The sequence below is a fragment of the Thalassotalea insulae genome (assembly GCF_030161395.1).
Classification (GTDB): Bacteria; Pseudomonadota; Gammaproteobacteria; order Enterobacterales; family Alteromonadaceae; genus Thalassotalea_E; species Thalassotalea_E insulae.
Genome location: NZ_BSST01000001.1, coordinates 2,548,546 through 2,568,714, shown reverse-complemented (window position 1 = coordinate 2,568,714; position 20,169 = coordinate 2,548,546). Strand labels below are relative to the sequence as shown.

The 20,169-nt window shown below is 38.2% G+C and carries 17 protein-coding genes and 1 pseudogene; 4 read left to right on the top strand and 14 right to left on the bottom strand.

The annotated features are described in order from the left end of the window. Positions 1–37: 37 nt before the first annotated feature. The 4 genes from QQK06_RS11695 to QQK06_RS11680 form a co-directional block, all read right to left on the bottom strand. Positions 38–1,177: a porin gene (locus QQK06_RS11695; RefSeq protein ID WP_284244862.1), complete on the bottom strand. Its 1,140-nt coding sequence runs from the start codon at positions 1,175–1,177 to the stop codon at positions 38–40. A gap of 11 nt (positions 1,178–1,188) precedes the next feature. Continuing rightward, the gene (locus QQK06_RS11690; protein WP_284244861.1) at positions 1,189–1,629 is read right to left on the bottom strand and encodes a type 2 periplasmic-binding domain-containing protein; all 441 of its coding nucleotides are present in this window, start codon (positions 1,627–1,629) and stop codon (positions 1,189–1,191) included. 267 nt (positions 1,630–1,896) lie between these two features. After that, positions 1,897–3,744, bottom strand: a complete 1,848-nt coding sequence (locus tag QQK06_RS11685; protein ID WP_284244860.1) for a sensor histidine kinase — start codon at positions 3,742–3,744, stop codon at positions 1,897–1,899. Between the two features lie 147 nt (positions 3,745–3,891). Beyond that, positions 3,892–5,511, bottom strand: coding sequence for a methyl-accepting chemotaxis protein (locus QQK06_RS11680; RefSeq protein WP_284244859.1), 1,620 nt, complete (start codon positions 5,509–5,511; stop codon positions 3,892–3,894). 375 nt (positions 5,512–5,886) lie between these two features. Between QQK06_RS11680 and QQK06_RS11675 the strand changes: the two genes are divergently transcribed. Then, the gene (locus tag QQK06_RS11675) at positions 5,887–6,894 is read left to right on the top strand and encodes an alpha/beta hydrolase family protein (RefSeq protein ID WP_284244858.1); all 1,008 of its coding nucleotides are present in this window, start codon (positions 5,887–5,889) and stop codon (positions 6,892–6,894) included. A 159-nt stretch (positions 6,895–7,053) separates the two neighbouring features. Here the strand turns inward: QQK06_RS11675 and QQK06_RS11670 are convergent, their stop codons facing one another. After that, positions 7,054–7,947, bottom strand: coding sequence for a LysR substrate-binding domain-containing protein (locus QQK06_RS11670; RefSeq protein ID WP_284244857.1), 894 nt, complete (start codon positions 7,945–7,947; stop codon positions 7,054–7,056). A 147-nt stretch (positions 7,948–8,094) separates the two neighbouring features. Between QQK06_RS11670 and QQK06_RS11665 the strand changes: the two genes are divergently transcribed. Next, positions 8,095–8,598 carry a GNAT family N-acetyltransferase gene (locus QQK06_RS11665; RefSeq protein WP_284244854.1) on the top strand — a complete coding sequence of 168 codons (504 nt, stop codon included), beginning with the start codon at positions 8,095–8,097 and terminating at the stop codon, positions 8,596–8,598. A 556-nt stretch (positions 8,599–9,154) separates the two neighbouring features. On the opposite strand, the gene QQK06_RS11660 is transcribed toward QQK06_RS11665, so the two are convergent. From QQK06_RS11660 to QQK06_RS11640, 6 genes and pseudogenes are all read right to left on the bottom strand, one after another. Beyond that, positions 9,155–9,682: a hypothetical protein gene (locus QQK06_RS11660; RefSeq protein WP_284244853.1), complete on the bottom strand. Its 528-nt coding sequence runs from the start codon at positions 9,680–9,682 to the stop codon at positions 9,155–9,157. Positions 9,683–10,180: 498 nt separating this feature from the next. Beyond that, complete coding sequence (locus QQK06_RS11655) at positions 10,181–10,408, bottom strand: hypothetical protein (protein WP_284244852.1); 228 nt, start codon at positions 10,406–10,408, stop codon at positions 10,181–10,183. 277 nt (positions 10,409–10,685) lie between these two features. Beyond that, a pseudogene (locus QQK06_RS19740) lies at positions 10,686–10,757 on the bottom strand (HNH endonuclease); the annotation flags it as partial. 206 nt (positions 10,758–10,963) lie between these two features. After that, positions 10,964–12,613 carry a chaperonin GroEL gene (gene groL, locus QQK06_RS11650; protein WP_284244850.1) on the bottom strand — a complete coding sequence of 550 codons (1,650 nt, stop codon included), beginning with the start codon at positions 12,611–12,613 and terminating at the stop codon, positions 10,964–10,966. A 63-nt stretch (positions 12,614–12,676) separates the two neighbouring features. After that, positions 12,677–12,967 (bottom strand): co-chaperone GroES, encoded by a 291-nt coding sequence (locus QQK06_RS11645; protein WP_284244849.1) that lies wholly within the window; start codon positions 12,965–12,967, stop codon positions 12,677–12,679. A 104-nt stretch (positions 12,968–13,071) separates the two neighbouring features. Next, positions 13,072–13,581 carry an FxsA family protein gene (locus tag QQK06_RS11640; protein WP_284244848.1) on the bottom strand — a complete coding sequence of 170 codons (510 nt, stop codon included), beginning with the start codon at positions 13,579–13,581 and terminating at the stop codon, positions 13,072–13,074. Between the two features lie 143 nt (positions 13,582–13,724). Between QQK06_RS11640 and cutA the strand changes: the two genes are divergently transcribed. Both cutA and QQK06_RS11630 read left to right on the top strand, forming a co-directional pair. After that, positions 13,725–14,039, top strand: coding sequence for a divalent-cation tolerance protein CutA (gene cutA, locus QQK06_RS11635; RefSeq protein WP_284244847.1), 315 nt, complete (start codon positions 13,725–13,727; stop codon positions 14,037–14,039). Continuing rightward, positions 14,036–15,874, top strand: a complete 1,839-nt coding sequence (locus QQK06_RS11630) for a protein-disulfide reductase DsbD (RefSeq protein ID WP_284244846.1) — start codon at positions 14,036–14,038, stop codon at positions 15,872–15,874. The genes cutA and QQK06_RS11630 overlap by 4 nt, the downstream gene beginning before the upstream one ends. A 34-nt stretch (positions 15,875–15,908) precedes the next feature. On the opposite strand, the gene QQK06_RS11625 is transcribed toward QQK06_RS11630, so the two are convergent. From QQK06_RS11625 to QQK06_RS11615, 3 genes are read right to left on the bottom strand one after another with little or no spacing between them, the layout of a single operon-like run. Further along, entirely contained in the window at positions 15,909–18,356 is a 2,448-nt protein-coding gene (locus tag QQK06_RS11625; RefSeq protein ID WP_284244845.1) for a bifunctional diguanylate cyclase/phosphodiesterase, read from the bottom strand. Further along, positions 18,357–19,589 (bottom strand): hypothetical protein, encoded by a 1,233-nt coding sequence (locus tag QQK06_RS11620; RefSeq protein ID WP_284244844.1) that lies wholly within the window; start codon positions 19,587–19,589, stop codon positions 18,357–18,359. It abuts the gene before it with no gap. Next, positions 19,561–19,935, bottom strand: coding sequence for a type 2 periplasmic-binding domain-containing protein (locus QQK06_RS11615; RefSeq protein WP_284244843.1), 375 nt, complete (start codon positions 19,933–19,935; stop codon positions 19,561–19,563). The genes QQK06_RS11620 and QQK06_RS11615 overlap by 29 nt, the downstream gene beginning before the upstream one ends. Positions 19,936–20,169: the final 234 nt, after the last annotated feature.

Here is a 20,169-nt window from a genome sequence, read left to right as displayed (position 1 = left end):
ACCCTTATTCAGGTATTGATATCATTAGAACCGAGTATTAAAAAACAAAATCGACACCTAAACTGATGGTATCTGAATCACCATGATATGCCCAACCTGATGGTTCGTGACCTTGATCGACAAAATGATCATATTGAACTTTAAAAGAGGCATTAGGCAAGAAGTTATAACGCACACCATAACTCATAATATAATGCTCTTCTAAATCATCAATTTTGAGTTTTGTACGTTCATGATCAGCTTTCGAGTAAGCAATATATGGCTGATAATCATCAATATTATATACCAGAGAAATAAGATACGTTGGATATTCAGTACCTAATCCGTCATCTCGGGTAACAAAGTTCCAATCAAATAAAACGGTAAAAGGATTTAAATCAATTGAACCACCAAAACCATAGAATTTTTGACTAGTGTTCAGCTGATCTGACGTTGTATCAATAAAATGTCGGGTTCTTTCCATATCATGCTGAAAATAGACAAATCGTAAGTCAAAAATATCACCTGAAATGTTCCAGTTAACCCCAGTTATATCAGTCCAGAACTCATCGACAACGGTACTGCTTTCTCCGCCAAATAACACTTCATAATACCCCATTTCAGTATTATCCCGTGAATACTCGTTACCATAGAACAAAGTGACGGTATTTGAATAATCACCGGAATCAAAGCTATACATAGCATTCACCCCGTTAAATTGAGTGATTTGCCACCAGTAAAGGTTTGAAGGCGGGCGCATCCAGGGATAGGCATAACCAACTTCTGAATACTCAGAAAAATAATACATCGGGATATTTCTTCGCCCCGCCATTAACGTTAAGCTATCTGTTGCCCGATACGTTAAATAATACCAATCAAACTCAGGTTCGAAATCATCAACGCCTTTGGCAACCAATTGTGCTGTAGCCGAAAGCTTATCCCCTAAATCAACAACTGCTTGCAACGCAAAGATAGATTCCGCTTTAAAGGTAATGTCATTGTCATACTGACCGACATCATAAAAATCTGCAGTCAGTATTTCATCACGCTTCTGACCAGGATTAAAAGGATCATCAACTGTACCCAATGTTTTTCCCGCGATTATCGAGCCAAAGCCACTAAATTTAATGTCCGCTTTCGTTGGCAACGCTACAACAATTACAAACGATATTAAAAGTAAACGTAAATATTTCATCATATTGCCCCTATTCAAAACGTTGCGACGACTTTTACAGCACTGGTTGCCGCAGAGGCATCCATATAACCAATAGCATCAGGATTCGCCGAAATAGCTGCAATAATTTCACTCGTTGATGCCATTTCTTGCGGCGGAGTTCCTTTGCCAGTAAAGATCATTTTTGACCAATAGGCATTGACCTGATTACTGGATTTACCAATCACCTTCTTATTAAACTCTTCGGTGATTGGATCTTTAGGGGTAGCACTGAGCAATATTGCCGCCCGGCCATTGGAAAAAGATTTGGATTTTCCTAAAAAAATTTTTTTTATCGTCGCTTTGTCAAAGCTTGAACTATTGCTCGGATGAACAATAATTGCCACTTCAGCAAAGGCTTGATTGATAACGATAAGGGATATGATAGAGAGACCTAACACTACTATCCGCTTTGCGCTTTTAAAGAGACATAGCATATGCAATTCCTTAGTATTAAATAATAAATCACGTGATACGTTATTGTTTTTATTATTCTTAATTTAAAAGTAGTCATTAAACGAAAAAACACAACAATTGGTTCAAAGTTTTCTTAGCAGCTGCTGTACTTTGTTTGTATTTGATACACTAGGCAATTTTTGTGGATGGCAAATAAAATGAATATGGTTTGGTTGTGACAGATATGCGCAGACGTTTAAACTAGCGATTACCCAAAGTGCTGTGGTTAAATTATTCTTTTTGAAGAGTTAAATTAAACTAGGAAGATAAATAGAAAAACAACAGCCATGATTTTTTTCACTAATAACTTTTATCTCTCCCGACATTTTTCCTAAAACAAGATTATGGACAATAGTCAAGCCTAAACCCACTTGTTCTGCCACACATTTAGAGGTAAAAAAGGGCTCAAACACTTTATCAATATATTCCTTATCAATCCCTCTACCGTCATCTACTACCTCTATATAGGCTCCTGAAGTTTCAGCCTTTCGGTAAATATTAATTGTGATATTCCCCCCCTTGTCTACCCCATGAATCACCGCATTATTCAACAACTGCACGATAATCTGCGTATATGACATTGGGTAATTAAATATCTTAATATCACGTTCAGCATTGATGTGGGATTTGATTCTTCGTTTTTCTAACGCAGGTTTTAATCCCTGCAAAACAGCTTGAGTATATTCAGCAACATTAAACTGATTTAATTCGTCTTCAGATTCGTCCTCCGCTAACAGTTTAAAGTTATCAACTAAATCGGTCGCTTTATCCAAATTGTGACCGATCAACATAGATGATTCATAACCTTTCTCTAAAAGCGTTGCTAATTCCGATTTTTTAATCCCTTTATCTAGTTTAACGGTAAACTTTTTTAACGAATCTTGAATATAAGAAACAGCGGTGATCGCTATACTGAGTGGCGTATTAAGCTGATGTGCCAAGCCAGCAACAACATGACCTAAAGAGACTATTTTTTCTTTTTGAATCAACTCCTTTTGAGCCTCTTCAAGGTTTTCAAGCGTAGAAACAAGCAACTGATTTTTTTCTGTTAACACATCATCTTTCTGCTTGAGCTTAGTTAAATTGTTATATATCAAACGATCGACAAATAAACCGATTAATGCCAGTGCCCCCCAGATGAAAGCCCCCGATTTAACCAAAGAGGAGGCTAAAAAGCTAAAGCTTCTTGCATCCGTTAAATAAACGAGATTAAACACACCTGAAATTGGTACTGACAATAAGTAGTATTCGCTCGATTGATATACCCAATCATCCAATGATTGCAACAGTTGCACCATTTGCAGAGGTAATTTCTTTCCTTCCTGCATGTTAAATGCTTTACCGATCGAGTCTTCATCTTTGCCATATTTGGTGGTGGCAATCAGTAACCCCTGGTCAGAGATTTCAGATAAAAACACCAGAGAATCAGGGCCACTTGGCTGGTAAATTTCCTGATCAAAAATATCCTGTGAAAAGATAAATTGAATTAACCCCACCAAGCCATTCTCTGGGTCCAATATGCTCACTGTTAAAGATAATTTATAACCTTTATCAACTTGAATAAGCTTCCAAAAAATATTCTGCTGTTGATGATTCTGCCAAAAATACTCCCAATAACCGTCAGCTAATTCTCGTTGAAACTTTCTTTGAGATGCCTTTCTTTCGTTGGGATAGACCAGTTTAGCCAACGGAAACTTATTATATACCGCTATTTTTTCAATTCGCTCTTCTTGTAAAAAATGAGGTAAATACGCACCTGTTTTAACCAATAACTCTAATCGATTTCTTTGCTCTTCAGTTTTCGGAGCCTTGCTATAAATACTACTTTGATAGTTTTCACTAATATACTTGAGACTATACAACCCGTCGCCTAAGTTAAAATAGTCTAAGACATCAATCTTTTGTGAAACATCTTGATAATCAACAGTATATGTCATAGATTGCGACAAGATGGTTGCCATCATTTCCAGATGACTAATTGTCGTGTCGAGCTGTTGTACTCGTGAAGAAAAATCTGCTGCTGTATCTAGTTTAATTCGCTCAATATCGGTTTTAACCGCAACAGCAATTAGGGCTGAACAAATAAGCAAAAACAATAAATAGACTACTCTAAATATTATTAACGGTCGATAAGCCAAATTTCTATTTAAAACATTTAATGACGGCAAAATAACAACCTGATCATGCTTCTAATCCTCTCAGAAAGTTCGCTCCTTGATTACAGCATCCTATTCAAATATCCATTATACTTTAAAAAGTTTCGTTATTTGTTCTTGCTCTGAAGCTAAAGAAGACAAACGATGACTCACCTTGTTCATTTGCTCTGACCCCAACGTAGCCTCTTCAGCCCTTTTTTTAATGTCTTCAACATGTTCAACCAGTAAAGTAGAAATTTGATGCTGCTCTTCTGTCGCTACAGCAATTTGACTATTCATATCGGTAATAATATTAACGGTTTCAGTAATCGCAGATAAACTTTCACCAGCTTCATTTGCCCGCGTAACACTACTATCTACTTGATTTTTACTGTTTTCCATTTTTAACACTGCAGATTGTGCCGCTTCCTGCAATTGAACCAGTATTTGATTTATTTCTTTAGTCGAATCTTGTGTTCTTGATGCTAAGCTACGCACTTCATCTGCCACTACAGCGAATCCTCTCCCTTGTTCTCCAGCCCTAGCCGCTTCTATTGCAGCATTAAGAGCTAACAAATTAGTTTGTTCCGCAATACTTTTTATCACTTCCAGCACCTGATTAACTTGATTAGTGTCTTCTTGAAGTTTTAGTATCGCTGTTGCTGATTCGGTAATATTTTCTGCCAGTTCTTGAATTCCCTCAATGGTGTCATTCACTACCAAGTGCCCTTTATCGGCTTCTTCATTCGCATTTTTTGCCGCATCAGCGGCATCCGCAGCATTACTGGTAATAGAAGCAACACTCTGACTCATTTCATTCACAGATAATAATGACTGTTCCACCGTATGCATTTGTTGCTCAGCTGAATTTTTTGAGGACTCAGATAAATCATCTACAGTTGAAGCTGTTTCTGCTAAAGGCTTTGCCGTATCAACAATTTGTTTTATCACTTGCTGTAATTTATCCATAAATAAATTGAACCAATGCACAAGCTCACCTATTTCATCTTTAGTATTTGTTTGTATACGAACCGTTAAGTCACCATTTTCCTGAGCAATTCCTTTAAATGACTCAACGACTTTTGCTAGGTTATGCCGAATGGCACTACTAATTGAAACTGATACTGTAAAAAGTAAAGCAATAGTTATTACCGCCATCACAATACCGATATTAATGGTTGCTTCAGCTTTTTCATTCACCTGCGTGAAAGCACTAGTAAACGAAGCCATTTGCGCTTTTTGAAACTTGCTTAGGTCATTTTGCAAATTTAATAATTTCTTGGACATCTCTTTACTGCGTTCAGCAAGATTAGAGAAATCTGCCGTACCATTGACCATTTCCAATGACATGGTATAAGCGAGTTGATAATAGCCCTCAAACTGTTTTTCTAACTCATTTAGCTGGCTTGCTGTTTCTCTATCAGCTCCCGCCGCTTTCTTAAAATTCCCCTTTATTTGCTCCGCCATATTGTTTGCTTCATTTAACAAATCAACTTCCCCCTCGGCGACAGCATCACTTAAAGTTTTTTTTATTTTATCTAATAAAACCAGGTTTCTTTCTGATATTTGTAATAAAGGAAACCTGACATTTTCCGCATTATCAAGTAAGCCAACCGCAACACTAGAGGTATACATACTTATCGATAGATAAATAATAAAACCGATAGAGCCAACTGCAGGAATTAGTAAGATTTTAAACTTAACGGACAGTTTTCTAAAAAACTCCATTGAAACTCCAATATAATTAGATACTAAGAATTTAGTTTAAATATAGACATTTTTTAATAAAATGCGCATCAGCCAATAAAAATAACCAATATAAAACTATTTGATATTATCGCTACAAATTGCCACAAAAATGCTATTGCTGTACCCAATGAAAAAAATGGAGTGCTTTCTGGTCTCAATATATAGAAAAGAGAAACATTTTTTATTAAGAAAGCATTAAAACAAGCCTACTTAGGATTTATGAACAACAAACACTTCACTGTCCCTCAAATAGCAACTACCTCACAATTACTGACACTTTTACGACCCTTTCTTACAGATTTTTTCGAGCTTCTGGTTAAGCTAGTAATCCTCAGTTTTTTAAGGAATGATGAGATGCATAGAGTAAAAATTTTTTGCACATTAATCGTATTGTGCTTTGGCTGTCAAAAGAATAAAACATATGATGAATGGTTCGTTACATCGCAACAAAATAACTTAGCTATTCAATTATTTGCTACGAAACAACACAGTAAATCTAACCCTATCGCAATATTTGTTCACGGTGATGGCCCTTCAAATAATGACTCCCATGGCTATTATTTACCTATCATTAACCACTTGAATGCACAAGGCATCAGTGCAGTGAGTTGGCATAAACCCGGGGTGGAAAATTCCACTGGTAATTGGCTAAGTCAATCAATGAATGATCGAGCAATTGAGGTGGAAGATGTCATCAATGATCTTCGCCAGAAAGGCTATCGCGGTTCTATTGGCATTATAGGGTTTAGTCAAGCAGGCTGGGTATTACCATACATAAACAATACGTCAATTGATTTTGCCGCATTAATCAGCCCTGCCATTAATTGGCAGCAGCAAAGCGCCTATCAAATGATGCTACGACTTATCGATAAAGGCGTTATCACAGAAAATGATCTTGATGCACAAGCAGAAATTTTAAACTTAACCGATAAAGAATATCAGTTATTTTCACAAGGTTTTGCTGCGTATCAAGCCGATGATTTACATCAACATCCCTATATGCCAGCCCCCATTACCGACGAAGCTAGGTTTAACTTTATCAGCATGAATATGCATGAAGACGCTACTGCTGGGCTTGCACAGCTCAATATCCCCTTACTGGTATTAATGGGTGCACAAGATACACAGGTAGACAGTCAAAACACTCTAAAAGTGATACAAGAACTGCCTTATGCTGATGATAAAAACAAACTACACTACCGAATGTTTGCTCAAGCAAATCATCAATTATTACATGCTGAAGAGTTTAATGGTCTTAGTGGAATAGATTGGTACTTGAAATTTCAACTGCTACAAGCAGATGCCTTTGCACCTGACGTGTTGCCCTCACTCACAACATGGATTAAAAACATCACAAAATAGTGCTCAATAAGTATTTCTAGCGGCTTCAATAGTAATATATTGCGCTCAAAGCTAAATATTACTCTCTTAAAAATGCCACCTAACGTTTGATGAGATGCATAGTAACACCTCTGAGTAGGTGGCAAAATTAACAGTTCCACTACAATAGCTAAATGACGCCTAACATTGAGCTCTTCTATCGCTACTGATTTGTAACTGCAACCATTCCACAAAATATTGAATGGCATTAGAGTAATGACTGCCTTGACGATAGTGCACATGATACTGTCCCCAGGGTAGCTGATATCGCCATTGAGGAAACGAGACTAACTTTCCTTGTTTAATTAAATCTTCTGCCAAAAATTGGTTACTTAATGCAACACCTTCTCCACTCAATGCGGCTTTAGTGGCTAGTAAGGCTAGGCCAAAATGCTCAACTTTGGTGATCGCCGGACGTCTCAGTTGTTGTCTTTGCATCCATAGTTGCCAATCTTCTCCATTTTCAGAAGAGTATAGAGGTAGCGTTAAAATAGAGGCGCTCTGATTGGCGTTAATTTTAGCACTAAGCGATGGCGCACATACCGGGAACCAATATTCATCCCTTAATTTTTTAGATACAAAGTTATCGGGCGTAGGCCATGTACCTATGACAATATCAAATTCCTGTGCGTCAAAACTTGCTGCCATAGATTCCATGGTTAGATAACATGAAACATCAGGGTATGACTGCTTAAACAATGCTATTCTTGGGGCAAGCCATTCGGTGGCTATTGAGGTCTGGGCTATTATTTTTAAATGCGTTTCAGGCTCTTTAAGAATGTGATTACTCACTGTTTCTATACGCTGTAAACTGTCCCTGACGACAGAATTTAAATCATCACCTTCTTGAGTTAGGGATATTCGCTTGCCTTGGCGTATTAACAGTTTCTTATTAAAAAACTCTTCTAATAATTTTACTTGGTGACTGACGGCACTTTGCGTGACGCACAGCTCTTGTGCGGCTTTACTAAAGCTCAAATGACGAGCTGTGGTTGAAAAATATTGAATAGCCTTTAAAGGTGGGGATTTATTCATAGCGTGACCACCTATTATTAGTTTACCTAATGGTTAGGTTAGTTTATATCATTTTACCTCATACTTTGTATAGCGCAATAATCGAACTTCTCCAATATTTAGTTGCTGTTTTAGACAGTCGCAATAAAGTTTATAAAGAGGTATATCATGATTATTTGTGAAACGAACAGGTTACGTATTAGACATTGTTCGAAAAAAGATGCTGAGTTTATTATTCGTCTTTTGAATGAGCCTTCATATATCGCCAATATAGAAGACAAAAAAGTACGAACAATAGACGATGCGATAAAATATTTGAACGATGGCCCAATAGCAACTTATCAGAAGTTTGGTTTCGGTTTGTATCTGGTGGAATTAAAGGAAACAGGAGAGCCCATTGGAATGTGCGGTCTGCTTAAAAGAGACACATTAGCAGATGCCGATTTAGGTTATTCCTTACTAAAACAATATTGGTCTATGGGTTACGCAAAAGAATCTGCTTTGGCAGTGCTAAAAAGTGCGAATCATGACTACGGATTAAATCGAATAGTAGCGATTACTAAAATCGATAATCTGCGCTCCTCTGGTTTGCTGGAAAAGCTAGGTTTTAGCTTCGAAGGTATGATTGAAATGTACGGCGAAAATAATAAATTATTTGCTCTTAATTTCTAGTGAAGCTTTGATTAAATATCTTTAAACCCAAAGGAGGATGGAGCCTCCTTATTCTCATTTATTTTTTAACTAAATATTCGAGTGTTATCACTACCGATTCAAATAGATAAGTTTTGTACTTTAATTGAGAAGGAGAAGAGCGCCACTTCCTATGACTTTGTTCAGCTTAAGCAAACTGATTAACGCTATTTTTCAAATAGTAAATTAAAAAGCCCGAATTTTGTTGCCGCTGCGAATGATTTTAAGTCTAGCTATTTAAAGTATATTGATATGGAAGTACGTGGCTGGACAAGGTATGACGTTAACGAAGAAAACTTTTCATAAGTTTTTGATCTTAAAGATATGCTAGACAGTTCAAAGGCCGATGATGAGTTTAAAATTGCATGGGGTTATGAAAGTAACTGGATGAATTTACGCAATAATATTTCTGCGCAACTGAGTAGTAATGCAAGTAAATATTGACTGAGCGATGAAACTAAAGCTCTCTACACATAGAAGCCCCTACATTGTCATGAGGTAGTGTTTAGAAGGGTAAACTGCACTTTTATTACTCCAGCTACGCATAAAGATTAACGTAATTTGGAGTTGCTGCAACCAACTTTTCATAATTGTCAGGGTGAGCAAGCCCTTTGCTTCCCCAATTAGTTCCCATCTTGAATAACTCTGATTGTTGATCACGCAACGCGACAATCTCTTGTAGAATTTCCTTTGAAGACTTTCCAGCTTGCTCACCTTCATTGATAATTGCGAGCTCCTGTATGTGATATTGCTGTGCTTCTACATCAAAGTGCTCAATCGCCCTACCAATACGGCCATGCATTTCGTCTTGATTAGCTGCATTTACAATATCGCTCATTCTAAACATGGCTACTGGAGGCCCATATTTTTTAATTGCATCAATAGATCCTGCCAACTGTTCATCGCTGGCTGAATTTATATATTTGACGTAACTTTCTCGGTTATCTACTTCAGGTGCAGAGCCACCACTGTGTACTTGCGAATTTGCCGATCTTTCAGCCGCGTCCACTGTTGTGTTAATTGCTCTATTTACATAGTTGCTTGCTGTATAATTATTTACATACATAAAAATTCCCTCTTACATTGCTGTAGGCTTAGCAGCTCTTTCAATCTATTTGCCGTTTAGGCAATCTTTTGCCACTTGAATATGTAGTGCTGCTAATAGTTAGTGTCAAAGCCATGCTGCACTCAAGTTATTAGCAATTTACGAACCAAATATTTACAAAGATGTATAAGTTTTCCACTTGCCTTTATGAGACAAAAAATGAAAGTACATTACAAGGCAGTCGATCTCTTTTACGCTTTAGAAACAACACATGGACGTTAAATCGCTCCCCCACTTTATCCCCCTAAAATGACGAAGCTTTACGAAATTCCAGACACAAAAAAAACCTAACATCGATGTGTTAGGGTTTTTCTAAAAAGCGATTTGGACCGATTTTTACGTCGGGTAAGGAGTAGCTATTGCTAGCTACCCCTCCCCTAAGAACCGTACGTGCGAGTTTCCCCGCATACGGCTCAAGCCTTTATAAATCTGAACCTAAGTACAGACCAGCGACTTTAACTAGTTAATTACAGCACTAAGAGCCTGCCAATCAACTTTTTCACCGAGATAATAGAAAACAGTTGGGCCACCTAAACCGAGCCAAAGCTTTTTGAGTGAAAAAATAATCTCCTGAATAGAGGTTAATAAACTTCCTATACCTTTAACTATTAATTCTGCTTGCTTTATTTGCACAGCACAGGATTTTCCCCAACTAGGTGTCGAATAATCTTGCTTTCGTTGTGTCATAATATAGCCCATAATAAGGGTTAATATATATCCTGAAAAATATTCAGGAACGAAAGCAGAATTTGTATTGCGAGTACTACTCTAAACCGTGTTGTCACTGACAATTTAGCCACACAAAAACTGCGAGTAAATCACCAAAATAGACACTGCCTACTTTGTATTTGGGCACTGCCCAACGTATAATAAACATGGCTACGATATTTGAAGGCACTGCCTCTTAACTCATCGGACCAGTTGAATATTTAATCATTATACATACCAAGTTTCTCAAATACAACTACGAGCATACATGTAATTGTCGATGACAATTAGGGTGCAACAACACTAAGTTACTCAGTTCATTACCGCCACCTTTAACTTAATATGTCGCTTTATCTACTGAACAAAACAAAAAACCTGCCGAAGCAGGTTTTTATATCAAGAAAGCGTTAAGTAGCGAATGCTATTTATGCGCAGAGTAAATTGTTTAATTCAAGGCGCTTCACTTACGACGTTTAGTGTTTCTTAAACGAGTAATCAAGCAACGATGAAGTAGGCAATTTAAGCCAGCATAAATTACATCATGCCACCCATTCCACCCATTCCGCCCATGCCGCCCATATCAGGCATAGCTGGAGCGCCGCTGTCTTTTTGTGGCGCATCAGTCACCATGGCTTCGGTAGTTAACATTAAACCAGCAACAGAAGCTGCAAATTGTAATGCGCTACGGGTTACTTTCGCCGGGTCTAAGATACCCATTTCTAACATGTTGCCGTAAGTACCGTTACCAGCATTGTAACCATAGTTACCTTCACCGTTACGTACTTCATTTAATACCACTGACGCTTCATCACCGCAGTTAGAAACGATTTGACGAAGAGGTGCTTCCATTGCGCGAAGTGCTACGTTAATACCATGTGTTTGGTCTTCATTAGCACCTTCTAAGTTTTTAATTGCATCAGATACACGAACTAAAGCAACACCACCACCAGCAACTACGCCTTCTTCAACCGCTGCACGAGTTGCATGAAGCGCATCTTCTACGCGTGCTTTTTTCTCTTTCATTTCAACTTCAGTTGCTGCACCTACTTTAATTACCGCAACACCGCCAGCTAATTTAGCTAAACGTTCTTGAAGTTTTTCTTTGTCATAATCTGAAGAAGATTCTTCAATTTGACCACGAATTTGACCAACACGTGCTTCAATGTCAGCTTGCTCACCGATACCATCGATGATAGTCGTGTTGTCTTTAGAGATCACTACACGTTTCGCCTGACCTAAATCTTCTAAAGTTGCTTTTTCAAGCTCCATACCAATTTCTTCAGAAATTACCGTACCGGCAGTTAATGTTGCGATATCTTGTAACATCGCTTTACGACGGTCACCAAAACCTGGCGCTTTAACTGCAGCTACTTTAACGATGCCACGCATGTTGTTAACAACTAATGTTGCTAACGCTTCACCTTCTACGTCTTCAGCAATAATTAATAACGGCTTACCAGCTTTAGCTACGGCTTCTAGAGTCGTTAATAATTCACGGATATTAGAGATTTTTTTATCCACTAATAAGATGAACGGGTTTTCTAATTCAACCGCACCACTTTCCTGATTATTAATGAAGTATGGTGATAAATAACCACGGTCAAACTGCATACCTTCAACAACGTCTAATTCGTCAGTTAATGCTTGGCCTTCTTCAACGGTGATAACACCTTCAGTGCCAACACGTTCCATTGCTGTAGCAATAATTTTACCAACAGTTTCATCAGAGTTAGCTGAGATAGTACCTACCTGCTCAATCGCTTTGTTATCAGCACATGGCGTTGATAAACCTTTCAATTCTTCAACCGCTGCGATAACCGCTTTGTCGATACCACGTTTTAAGTCCATTGGGTTCATGCCGGCAGCAATTGATTTTAAACCTTCAGTTACAATTGATTGTGCAAGTACTGTCGCAGTTGTTGTACCGTCACCCGCTTCGTCATTGGCTTTAGAAGCAACTTCTTTCACCATTTGCGCGCCCATATTTTCAAACTTGTCTTCAAGTTCGATTTCTTTCGCAACAGAAACACCATCTTTAGTGATTGTTGGGCCGCCAAATGATTTGTCTAATACAACGTTACGGCCTTTGGGACCTAAAGTTACTTTTACTGCATCTGCTAGAATGTTTACACCGTTAAGCATTTTAACGCGTGCATCATTACCAAATAATACGTCTTTTGCCATTGTCTTAAATTCCTATAATCTATTAGTTTGTCGAACTAACGTTCAACCTACAATAAGTGGTTACTATTCTACGATTGCTAAAATATCTGATTCGCTTAGGATCAATACTTCTTCACCATCGATTTTTTCAGTTTTAACACCGTAACCTTCATTAAAAATTACTTGATCACCAACTTTAACGTCTAAAGCACGTACTTCACCGTTTTCTAAAATACGGCCATTGCCTACTGCAACAACTTCACCACGAGTTGATTTCTCAGCAGCGCTTCCCGTTAAAACGATGCCGCCAGCAGATTTTGCTTCTACTTCTTTACGTTTAATAATTACGCGATCGTGTAATGGACGAATGCTCATTGATTTCTCTCCTGAGATGTAAACTAAATTTAAGGTTTAACATAATTGTTTGGCTATGAAATGGGGATGTTTTACCACTTCACAAGTGCCAATTTAAAAAAATTTTACTCTTTCCGTTCAAACTCACCGTCGATAGTTTTCCCTTTATGCAACTTTTCTCCAGCACCAGGGCTTTCGTTATCAAACGCTGTATGACCTTGATGCTGAGAATTAAAAGATTGACTATGAAAGCTAAAACTCTGACCCGTGCCAAAATTACTGACGGTTAAATGGCTACGCACTGAATTGATCAACAATTTTCGGCACTGAGGTACTAATAAAGATAAGCCGAAAATATCAGTAACAAAGCCAGGAGTCACTAATAATACGCCGGCAACAAGTAAGAGTAATCCGGCAACAATTTCATCTGAGGGAGCTTCCCCTTGCGCCATTTTATTTTGCAACGACTGAATAGTCGCTATTCCTTGTTGTTTAACGTTCTTCGCGCCTAACCAGGCAGTCAGAATAACAATAGCAACTGTCGGCCAAGCTCCCAAGATTGCACCTACTTGCATTATCACAGCAATTTCAATGATAGGAATAACGATAAATAACAGAAATAAGATCTTAAACATGCCAGGCTCATTTTGAATTCATTGAAACAGATATGGGGATAGTCAGGTCTATTTCAACCATATACCCTTGCCTTAATACTATTGATTAAAAATGTAAGCCGAGTATGCTCTGCTGTTAAGTTAATCTTAAGGAAGTACAGTTAATGTATCACGTCATTTTATCTACCTGCCCAAGTCAGGAAGTTGCAGAGCAAATTGCCGATACCTTAGTCAAAGAAAATCTGGCCGCCTGTATTAATATTTTGCCTCAAATAACTTCAATTTATCAGTGGCAAGGTAAAATAGAACGAGATCAAGAAGTGCAATTATTAATAAAAACCAAAGTTGAATTATTTCCTGTTATCAATGATAGAATAACACAATTACACCCTTATGATGTTCCGGAAGTTATTGCTCTAGATATCACTCAAGGTAGTCATGCATATTTGCAATGGATAGATGAGTCGTTAGCCAAATGATAAATAAAAACAACCTAGTACTAGCCATTCTTTTGCTAGTGTCACTCGTTAGTATTAATTTTCCTGTTCAGGCACAAAGTTCTGTATTTGATACTTCCTCTTCATCCTTATTTAGTAATGAAGATGAATTTTTAAAGCCTGATCAAGCCTTTGTTTTTAATTTTGACCAACAAGGCGCTTCCTTAACCCTGTCCTTCGATATCGCAGAAGGTTATTACCTGTACAAGAAGCAGTTTAAATTTACTGGTGAAGCCGTTAGCTTTGATCCAGTTGCTTTGCCAACAGGCATAGATCATGAGGATGAATTTTTTGGTAAACAGCAAATTTACAAAGGTCCTCTCAGACTTACCATACCGCTAAAGCAAGTATCAACCGGGGGTAAAATTTTTATCCGCTATCAAGGGTGTGCTGAAGCTGGTTTGTGTTTTCCACCTATTATTAAAACCGTTGAACTCGGTGAATTTAACTCCACTGCTACATCAGTATTATCAGCGCTTAATCAAGCATCACAACCAACTACACTTCCTTTAACTACAGGAAAAAACGCAAATCAGGGTGCTAATAAAAGCGAGCAGTATCAGTTAGTCGAAATGCTAAAAGGGAATAATACCTTCCTGACCTTAATCGCATTTTTTATCGGGGGGTTATTACTGTCCTTTACCCCTTGCGTTTTCCCTATGTATCCTATTTTAACTGGTATTATAGTTGGCCAAAAAGACACTCTGTCAACGAAAAAAGCCTTTAGCTTATCCTTTGTTTATGTTCAGGGGATGGCAATTACCTACACCTTACTCGGTATAATCGTCGCGTTAGCTGGTGCTAAATTTCAGGCAATGTTTCAACACCCGATAGTGTTAATCGTATTAAGCATCTTGTTTATCTTTTTAGCCTTATCCATGTTTGGCCTGTTTAACTTAGCTTTGCCGCTTAGCTGGCAAAATAAACTCAATCAATTAAGTAATAACCAAAAAGGCGGCTCTTATTTTGGCGTATTAGCCATGGGAGCAATTTCCGGCCTGGTCGCTTCTCCATGCACAACAGCACCACTAACAGGTGCCTTACTCTATATTTCACAATCCGGCGATATAGTATTAGGCGGCGTAGCCCTGTATGCACTGAGTCTTGGGATGGGGCTACCACTATTAATTTTAGGTAGTTCAGGAGGTAAATTGTTACCAAAAGCCGGTAATTGGATGAATGTTATTAAAAACATTTTTGGTCTGTTATTACTTGCTGTACCTATCTTTTTATTAGAGCGCTTTTTACCAGAAACCTTTGCTAATATACTTTGGATTGCATTATTACTCGGTTCCGCCAGTTACTTCTACGTTGCCAATCAAGGCACTAAAGCGAATTTTTGGTTTGGCCTACGCAGCCTGATGATCTTTTTAATGATGTTTTATGGTGCTAATCAAGCGTACCAGTTAATACACTCGGCCCCACAAACAAAGGTAATCAACTCAGAGCATAACAAGATGTTTTTAATAGTGGGTAGCTTAGCGGAGCTGCAGCAACAGGTAAAACAGGCAAACAGTGACGGTAAAACTGTAATGGTCGATCTGTATGCTGATTGGTGCATTGCCTGCAAAGAGTTTGAAAAATACACCTTTCCTGCGCCACAAGTACAGCAAGCCCTTAGTAATACAGTATTAATTCAAATGGATTTAACCGATATGGGATCACCTGAAACTATCACTATGATGAAGCAGTTTAATATTTTCGGCTTGCCGTCAATCTTGTTCTTTGATCTTAATGGCCAAGAATTAACTGAACAACGAGTAACCGGCTTTATGGGAGCAGAGCAATTCGCCGCTCACATTAATGCCACTTTCTAATTATATCGTAGTGAGTGCCCATCAAAAGCGCTCACTACTGAAACGTCACCTGAGGCGCCGTTTTCCAACAGCCATCTACCACGTGATTATCAAGAAATGCTAATAGCTCTTTTTCCGGCACAGGTTTAGAGAAATAATAACCTTGAATAATGTCACAATTACTCTCGGATAAACTTCTCAATTGCGCACTACTTTCCACCCCTTCTGCAACTACGGTTAGCCCTAAGTTTTTCACCATAGCAATCGTTGAAGTGATAATTTGATAATCGGCATGATTTTCTAGCATACCAAAGATAAAGCTTTTATCGATTTTAATGACATCTACTGGCATCTTTTTGATATACGCCAAAGACGAATAGCCCGTACCAAAATCATCAATGGCAAATGAAAAGCCTATCGTCCTTAAATTGTTCATCATTTCAATTGCCCGGTCGATATCCTTCACTAATGTTTGCTCCGTAAGTTCCAGTTCAAATAATCGCGCAGGTAAAGAAAATTCTCTTAATAACGCATGTAAATACTGAGGTAAATTGCCATCTACGAACTGCCCTGCCGACAGGTTCATCGCAATACGCACATCTTTTAACCCATAGCGCTGTAATTGTTTTACTATTTCAAAGCAGCGTCTGATCACCCAATAACCTAGTTCCACCATGTGCTCAGAATTTTCTAAGATAGGAATGAAGTCATCCGGTGAGATCATGCCTTTTTCTGGGTGTCGCCACCTCAGCAATGCCTCGAAACCATAAATTTTCTTGCTCTTTGCCATCACTTGCGGTTGTAAACTCAGGCTAAACTGCCCTTTCGCTAACGCCTGACGCACTTCTGTTTCCATCATCACCCGATGCGCCACTCTTTGGTACATGTCTTGATGATAAATATGATACTGACCGCCGCCATTGTCTTTTGCTTCATACATGGCAATATCTGCCTGGCTGATCAACTGCTCCGGTTTAGAAATTTCATCCCGGCAATAAGAGATACCAATACTGGTAGAAACATAAAAAATACTGGAACCAATTTTAATCGGCGCTTTAAAACTTTCTAAAATTTGCTCCGCAACCGGGATCGCATCAACCTCACTGTTAACATGACTGAGCACAACGACAAATTCATCACCACCAAAGCGACAGGCCAAATCGATATTACGGACACTAACACGCAAGCGATTGGCGGCTTCTATCAATAACTTGTCACCTTCCGAATGACCATGGCTATCATTAACCTTTTTAAAGTCATCTAAATCTAAAAATAAAACCGCTACGCCATGCTTATAACGGGCAATATTGGCTACTGATTTTCGCAAGTGATAATTAAGCATATTACGGTTGGGCAAACCGGTCAGCAGATCATACATGGCGATATTTTCCAGCTCCTTGGTTTTTTGCTCTACTTCAATATTAAGCTGCTCTAATTCATAACTCAGTTCAGTGGCTGAATCGGCCACTATATCCAGTTCATCGGCAAAAAGCCGACGGCGATTAAGCTGGATCAGACGAAATTTTTCAAATTCTTTACGGGCCAATAAGGGTAAGGCATTAGATAACTTTAAAATACGATTAGTAAATGGATTAGTAACAAAATAAACAAACACCGCCAGCGTGATAAAAATCAATAACGCCGACAGTAAAAACTGCAAACGGTATTGGCTGTACTCTTCAGTAATTGAGCTAACGTCATCCGCAAGTAGCAGAAAAAATTGCCGATTATCTGTTTGCGCTAGCGGCATTAAATTAATTAAGTAGCTACTTTTCGCTATCCCTACCTGCAAGCCCAGCTGTTTCACTTTTTTTACTAAAGCATTGGCAGCATCTTGTTTAAGAATTTGCTTCATTAGCGCTAAATTTGATGAAGATACAAACAATCCATTAGCGATCAAGGCCTGTTCATTATTAGCAAAACTGACCACGGCAATTTCACTATTTAATGCCTGATTAATCGCATAGATAATATCGACTAAAGAAATAGTCATCACTATCACCACTGATTCACCATTTGCATTAATCAAGGGCACGGCAATTAACTGCAAACATCGCTTGTCGCATGTTAACTGATACCAAGGTTGCTGGGTCTTTAAGGCGGAGTTTGCAGCACTGCGAATATCTGAATTAGCAGCGCTTGACTGATAAAGCAAATTTTCATTGCTGTCAATTAACCAGGCATTATCAACATTATGATTAATTTGTAAGGCGTCAAACTGACGCTCTATAGCTAAGGCCAGCGTCTGGTTATCATCAATCGAATCTAGTTGCACCATATCGGTAAAAGATTCAATCCACAAACCTAATTGGTTTTTCGCAATATCACTATGTAATTTCAGTTGATCCTGACCTTGCTGTATTTTTTCCACTTGAAAGCGCTTGAACTCTTTATTCAAACGATCGATAGACATCACTGAAATACCAGCGCTTAGTAACAATAAAGCACTGATCACCAGCAATAATAACTTGGTTGGAACACTAACGAATAATTTATTCATCATCTAAAACCAATACATGAGTTGTACAGCGAAAATGCTCCATTTTTCTCTGTCATTAATTGCCGCATTTGGCAGAACAATAGGGGTTAACCGGGCAGTACCTTCCACTTGGTGATATTCAAGCTGCATACGAAATGAACTGGAAAAGTCATACGATACACCAAAAGTTAGATCATTTTGATAAGCAAAATATCTAGGGACAGTACCTTGCGAGATCACTTCCAGTTTGCTGCCATTCTTATCATCTTTGTCCTGATAAAAGCGTTCGCCACGCACTAGAAACGACAATTGATTATTATAGTTATATTGCGACTGTATAAAGGCCCCTTGTCCTAAGCTTTTATTTTCAAAGCCATTAAAATATAACCCTTCAATAGTAAAGTGCTGCTGAAAAATTTCGCTACTAAATTGCCACTTTTCACCTTCATACATCACATTAGCGGTATACTGCTGGAAAGTAAAAGTGGCATCAGTTAAAAAATCTAACTCTGTGTGTTGATATTTAAACTTGGCATCCAACATTGAAAAGCCAAACTGCCATGGAGATAATTCCGGTTGCCAGTAAAAACTTCCTTGTGCATCGTATTCCTGATCCCCCTTACCATGCACTAAATCGCCTAATAGTAATTTGACATCTTTAGTACTTAGTTTTGAAGCACCATAGTTAAGGTTAATATCAAAATTACCATATTCCTCTGAGCTATAGCTTATTTTTAACGCGGCACCATCACTCCCCATAGCAATGTCTCGAAAGCCATCAAAATAGATTGATTGCGGCAAAATAATACTCGGCCGGGCATGAGGAATATCCCGGGTGCTGGAATAAAGCCAATTATTGTTTTTATAACGCCCTAAATAAAGGTTAACCAGCCAGTTTTCGTCATGAAGCAAACCAATATCCACTAACGCATAGTCAATTCTCGCTCCTTCAACGTAACGGTTACCACCATTAAGATAAACCGCTTGACCAGTAAGGCGAATAATATCATTTACCCGATAAGAGGCATTTACCCCTAATTCGGTTAAATCCGTTGATAATTCATCTTCATCACTGACAAAATTAGTACCGTTAACATCTATAATTCCCTGCGCCAGAAAGCCATGTACTTGCCATGACTCATTATTAAGTTCATAGCCATAAGCCGCAGAAGTAAATAGCATACAGACCAATGTTCTCAGCCATTGCCTAATACGAAATTTGAGGCCTTTACTTTGCCATAGTAACAACATTGACATCTTTATCCTTATTTACTTTTTCCGCATAGCCAACAGCCCCTGGGGTTGCACTGACTAATTGAATTAATTCTTGTTGAGACTTAACGACTCTTGGTGCAACACCTAATCCTGAAAACGTCAATTTATTCCATATTCTGTCGAGCTTATAGGGAAATATTTTTAATACTTGTGTTGAAAATTTAATATGAAGAGGATCTTGACTTGGTAAGACGAACACCACGATTGGCTTATTATCCCCCCATCGTTGTTGTCGCATGGTAAAAATTCTTCGGAGCTGAGCCGTATTGATTGAATCTACCGTGACTGAACGATGAGTAATAATATCCACTGCAAATGAAAAATTCACAGTACTTACGCCCAGAATAAACAAACTCAATTTAAGAACACGAAGAATAACGATATCCTTATCACTGACACAATAATGTTCTATCTGATCATACCGAGACGAACAATTAGCAATGAAAAGTAGCTAAGTAATTAAAATTAAAACAAATAGAATCATATTTTTTCACACTAAGTCTAGTAAAAATAAGCTAAATGACAAATTTTTAGGTCTGTTTGCTATAAAAAACACCAACCC

Excerpts from the sequence above, each read along its gene's own strand:
- QQK06_RS11695 (WP_284244862.1), bottom strand. The coding sequence starts at position 1,177 with ATGATGAAATATTTACGTTTACTTTTAATATCGTTTGTAATTGTTGTA.
- QQK06_RS11690 (WP_284244861.1), bottom strand. The coding sequence starts at position 1,629 with ATGCTATGTCTCTTTAAAAGCGCAAAGCGGATAGTAGTGTTAGGTCTC.
- QQK06_RS11680 (WP_284244859.1), bottom strand. The coding sequence starts at position 5,511 with ATGGAGTTTTTTAGAAAACTGTCCGTTAAGTTTAAAATCTTACTAATT.
- QQK06_RS11675 (WP_284244858.1), top strand. The coding sequence starts at position 5,887 with ATGCATAGAGTAAAAATTTTTTGCACATTAATCGTATTGTGCTTTGGC.
- QQK06_RS11670 (WP_284244857.1), bottom strand. The coding sequence starts at position 7,947 with ATGAATAAATCCCCACCTTTAAAGGCTATTCAATATTTTTCAACCACA.
- QQK06_RS11665 (WP_284244854.1), top strand. The coding sequence starts at position 8,095 with ATGATTATTTGTGAAACGAACAGGTTACGTATTAGACATTGTTCGAAA.
- QQK06_RS11660 (WP_284244853.1), bottom strand. The coding sequence starts at position 9,682 with ATGTATGTAAATAATTATACAGCAAGCAACTATGTAAATAGAGCAATT.
- QQK06_RS11655 (WP_284244852.1), bottom strand. The coding sequence starts at position 10,408 with ATGACACAACGAAAGCAAGATTATTCGACACCTAGTTGGGGAAAATCC.
- groL (WP_284244850.1), bottom strand. The coding sequence starts at position 12,613 with ATGGCAAAAGACGTATTATTTGGTAATGATGCACGCGTTAAAATGCTT.
- QQK06_RS11645 (WP_284244849.1), bottom strand. The coding sequence starts at position 12,967 with ATGAGCATTCGTCCATTACACGATCGCGTAATTATTAAACGTAAAGAA.
- QQK06_RS11640 (WP_284244848.1), bottom strand. The coding sequence starts at position 13,581 with ATGTTTAAGATCTTATTTCTGTTATTTATCGTTATTCCTATCATTGAA.
- cutA (WP_284244847.1), top strand. The coding sequence starts at position 13,725 with ATGTATCACGTCATTTTATCTACCTGCCCAAGTCAGGAAGTTGCAGAG.
- QQK06_RS11630 (WP_284244846.1), top strand. The coding sequence starts at position 14,036 with ATGATAAATAAAAACAACCTAGTACTAGCCATTCTTTTGCTAGTGTCA.
- QQK06_RS11625 (WP_284244845.1), bottom strand. The coding sequence starts at position 18,356 with ATGATGAATAAATTATTCGTTAGTGTTCCAACCAAGTTATTATTGCTG.
- QQK06_RS11620 (WP_284244844.1), bottom strand. The coding sequence starts at position 19,589 with ATGTCAATGTTGTTACTATGGCAAAGTAAAGGCCTCAAATTTCGTATT.